Annotated in this window: 6 protein-coding genes; all 6 read right to left on the reverse strand. The window is 33.2% G+C overall.

Features of this window, described 5'->3' with window-relative positions; all coding sequences use genetic code 11:
* The coding region (locus Q0075_RS12860; RefSeq protein ID WP_297869858.1) for a porin family protein at nucleotides 1–488 on the reverse strand (488 nt) is incomplete at its 3' end.
* Between the two features lies 1 nt (nucleotide 489).
* Nucleotides 490–1,221 (reverse strand): bifunctional demethylmenaquinone methyltransferase/2-methoxy-6-polyprenyl-1,4-benzoquinol methylase UbiE, encoded by a 732-nt coding sequence (gene ubiE, locus Q0075_RS12865; RefSeq protein ID WP_297869859.1) that lies wholly within the window; start codon nucleotides 1,219–1,221, stop codon nucleotides 490–492.
* 178 nt (nucleotides 1,222–1,399) lie between these two features.
* Nucleotides 1,400–1,885, reverse strand: coding sequence for a dihydrofolate reductase (locus Q0075_RS12870; RefSeq protein WP_297869860.1), 486 nt, complete (start codon nucleotides 1,883–1,885; stop codon nucleotides 1,400–1,402).
* A gap of 1 nt (nucleotide 1,886) precedes the next feature.
* A complete protein-coding gene (locus tag Q0075_RS12875; RefSeq protein WP_297869861.1) occupies nucleotides 1,887–2,363 on the reverse strand; it encodes an energy transducer TonB in 477 nt (158 codons plus the stop codon).
* A gap of 10 nt (nucleotides 2,364–2,373) precedes the next feature.
* Nucleotides 2,374–3,198 carry a thymidylate synthase gene (locus Q0075_RS12880; RefSeq protein WP_297869862.1) on the reverse strand — a complete coding sequence of 275 codons (825 nt, stop codon included), beginning with the start codon at nucleotides 3,196–3,198 and terminating at the stop codon, nucleotides 2,374–2,376.
* A gap of 59 nt (nucleotides 3,199–3,257) precedes the next feature.
* On the reverse strand, nucleotides 3,258–3,815 hold a 558-nt coding region (locus tag Q0075_RS12885; RefSeq protein ID WP_297869863.1), incomplete at its 5' end, for an MFS transporter.

Raw genomic sequence — 3,815 nt, forward strand, 5'->3', positions numbered from 1 at the left:
AATCTGTCGTTGAAATTATCGTCTGGCGATTTTGAATTACTCCCTAAATTTAAAGCTCTTGAAACACCTCCTACAAGATATGGTCTAACGTTTCCTGTACGTAATGCAGAATATTTTAGTAAAAGAGGGAAAAATATATAAGTAGATTTGACTTCACGTAAACGATCGCCTACATCCACAATATTTGGGTAGGTTAAGTTTCTTTGAGTAATATAAAGACCTGGTTCAAAGCGAAAATCCAGATATTCTGTAAGTCTTAAATTTCCTATAAGTCCTACATTAAATCCAGTAGTTGTTTCAACTTCAATATCTTCAGTTACTGATAAATAATCAAATTTAAAATCAAGACTATTAAATCCAAGATAATACCCCCAGTGAACGCGTTGTTTGTTCCAGTTTTCCTTGTTGATAATTGGATCTTTACTAAACATGCCCTCCTGAGCAAAAAGTAGGGGTGAAAAAAGTAATAAAAATAAAAACTTCTTCATATTATTTTTTAGATGCTTGATAAATAGTGGCAACTCCAAATGTTTGAGGGAGATGCTTCACGTCTATAAACCCAATTTTTCTCAAAATATTGTTCAAAGCTTCTCCAAAAGGGAAATTTTGTGCCGAAGTGGATAGATATTGGTACGCTTTTTTATCTTTTGAAAATAATTTTCCAATAGTTGGCATGATGAAATTGGTATAAACATAATATCCTTGTTTAAAAGGAAATTGTGTAGGAACCGAAGTTTCTAAAATAATCAATTGGCCGCCTGGTTTTAATGTTCTTAAAATATCGGTTAATCCTTTTTCCAAATTTTCAAAATTACGCACGCCATAAGCAACAGTAATGGCATCAAAATAATTGTCAGGATATGGAATATTTTCGCCATCGCCTAACACCATTTGAATTTTTGAATCCAAGTTTTGAGCAGCAATTTTTTTCTTTCCAATGTCAAGCATGCCTTGCGAAATATCTAAGCCAATAATTTCTGTTGCCGATGTATTTGCAAATAAAATCGCTAAATCACCTGTTCCAGTTGCAATATCTAAAATAGATTTTGGCTGTTTTGCCGCAATCATTTTTAAGATTTTCTTTTTCCATTTTGCATCAGTTCCAAAAGAAATAACTCGGTTTAAACCATCATAATTTTCAGAAATGGTATCAAACATTTGAGCAACTTGTTCTTTTTTTCCTAAGTTAGAATCTTGATATGGCGTAATATTTTTTGACATTTTGCAATTTTTTGGAACACAAAAGTACTGATAAAAAATCAAATACAATTGCAAAATTCAATTTCAACTTCAAAATTCAAATTAAAGAAATGTTATTAGTATCTAAGATTTAAGAAATTTAAAAAATCCGTGAAAATTTCTCAAATCTGTCTCATATGTGTTCCCAAAAGATGAAAATTTATTTTCTAACGTAAGTTAAAAAAGTAAAATCATAATCGTGTTTTTCGTCTTTTGGATGAAATTCTTCAAAAACTAATTTCCATTGATTCGTATCAATTTCTGGAAAAAAAGTATCGGCTTCAATCGTAGTATGCACGCGAGTTAAATCGATTTTATCTGCAATTTCGATGGATTGTTTGTAGATTTCGCCTCCACCAATGATGAAAACTTCTTCCTCTTTTGGACACAAATCAATTGCGTTTTGTAAACTGCTCGCTATTATACAACCTTCAGGAACTTTGTAATCCTTTTGTCTAGTAATAATAATATGTGTTCTATTGGGTAACGGTTTCGGAAAACTTTCAAACGTTTTTCTTCCCATCACAATAAAATGTCCCGAAGTTAAACTTTTAAAACGTTTAAAATCATCTGGCAAATGCCAAACCAATTGATTGTCTTTTCCTAAAGCATTGTTTTCAGATGCGGCTGCGATTATGGTAAGCATGTTAGTTAAGTTTAAAAATTAAGGGAAGGGCATACTTAACATTTACAGGTTTGCCTTTTTGCATCCCCGGTTTCATTTTGGGTAAAAGTCTCACTATTCGTAAAGCTTCTGTTTGTAGAATGGGATCTCCACCTTTAGTTTCAATTTTGGTAATTTCGCCCTCTTTGTTTATTACAAATAAAACTAGTACTCTCCCTTCAATATTATTTCTTTTTGCTTTTGATGGGTATCTAAACGTTGCATTAATATGTTCTCCCATTTTTTCTTGAAAACAATTCATTCTTTTATTTCTTTCGATATCTTCACAACCAGAGAAAATAGGCGCTTCTTCAATAATTGCAAATGGAATATCTCCTGTTTTTTCCCCACTCAATGAATCATTTTTTGTAAGTATGACTACATCGGTATTTGTGTTTTCATTTTGTGAAAAAGTGTTGATAAAAAATAATGTAAAGCAAAGTAATAGCGTATTTTTCATAAATTTTATTTTAAACCGCAACAACACCTTTAATATGCGGATGTGGATCATAACCTTCTAACGTGAAATCTTCAAATTTGAAATCGAAAATATTTTTAATTTCAGGGTTTAATTTCATCGTTGGTAATGGTCGGCACTCGCGCGATAATTGCAATTGTAGTTGCTCGATATGGTTGTTGTAAATGTGTGCATCACCAAAGGTGTGGATGAATTCGCCTACTTGTAAATCGCAAACTTGGGCAATCATCATGGTAAACAAAGCATAAGACGCAATATTAAACGGAACACCTAAGAAAATATCAGCACTGCGTTGGTACAACTGGCAACTTAATTTTCCATCCGCCACATAAAATTGAAAAAAAGCATGACATGGAGGTAAAGCGGCTTTTCCATTGGCAACATTTTCTGCAAACGAAACCGAAGTATCCGGCAAAACACTAGGATTCCAAGCGGAAACCAACATTCTTCTGCTGTTTGGATTGGTTTTTAGTGTTTCGATTAATTCGGTAATTTGGTCAATTTCTTCGCTGTTCCAATTGCGCCATTGGTGGCCGTAAACCGGACCTAAGTCGCCATTTTCATCGGCCCATTCGTCCCAAATTTTCACACCGTTTTCTTGTAAATATTTGATGTTGGTATCGCCTTTTAAAAACCATAACAATTCGAAAATAATCGATTTTAAGTGGAGTTTCTTTGTGGTTACCATTGGGAAACCTTCGCTTAAATCAAAACGCATTTGGTAGCCAAACACACTTAAGGTTCCAGTTCCGGTACGGTCGCCTTTTTGGTTGCCGTTTGCTAATACGTGTTTTACTAAATCGTGATATTGTTTCATTTTGAGTTTAAAAGTTTAATGGTTTAGAAGGTTAAAAGTTTTTTACGCTCTTTACCTAACTAATGCGAAACATTAGCAACGTCTTTGGGATTGTGTTTGTGTTTGAATAAAACAGCAAACGCAATTGCAATTACTAAAGCATAAGCAGCAAAAGTTAACCAGATGTTGTGCCAATCTTTTTCTCCAGTTGCAGCATCTGTAAAATACATACTGATGATTTGTCCGCTTACAACACTTCCTAAAACAGCTCCAAATCCGTTAGTCATCATCATGAATAAACCTTGTGCAGAAGAACGAATTTTAGAATCGGTTGAGGTTTCTACGAATAATGAACCTGAAATGTTGAAGAAATCAAATGCCATTCCGTAAACGATACATGATAAAATAATCATCCATAATCCGTCACCAGGATTTCCGAATGCAAATAATCCGAAACGTAAAACCCAAGCAATCATACTAAACAGCATTACTTGTTTAATACCAAAACGTTTTAAGAAAAAAGGAATCGCTAAGATGAATAAAGTTTCAGAAATTTGGGAAATCGACATAATTAAAGTAGAATATTTTACTACTAATGAATCAGCGTAAATAGGATTGTGTTTGAAATCATCTAAGAA

The organism is uncultured Flavobacterium sp. (genome assembly GCF_937967675.1).
Classification (GTDB): Bacteria; Bacteroidota; Bacteroidia; order Flavobacteriales; family Flavobacteriaceae; genus Flavobacterium.

What these genes read in the sequence shown, in the direction of transcription:
- ubiE (WP_297869859.1), bottom strand. Translation starts at nt 1,221, where the DNA reads ATGTCAAAAAATATTACGCCATATCAAGATTCTAACTTAGGAAAAAAA.
- Q0075_RS12870 (WP_297869860.1), bottom strand. Translation starts at nt 1,885, where the DNA reads ATGCTTACCATAATCGCAGCCGCATCTGAAAACAATGCTTTAGGAAAA.
- Q0075_RS12875 (WP_297869861.1), bottom strand. Translation starts at nt 2,363, where the DNA reads ATGAAAAATACGCTATTACTTTGCTTTACATTATTTTTTATCAACACT.
- Q0075_RS12880 (WP_297869862.1), bottom strand. Translation starts at nt 3,198, where the DNA reads ATGAAACAATATCACGATTTAGTAAAACACGTATTAGCAAACGGCAAC.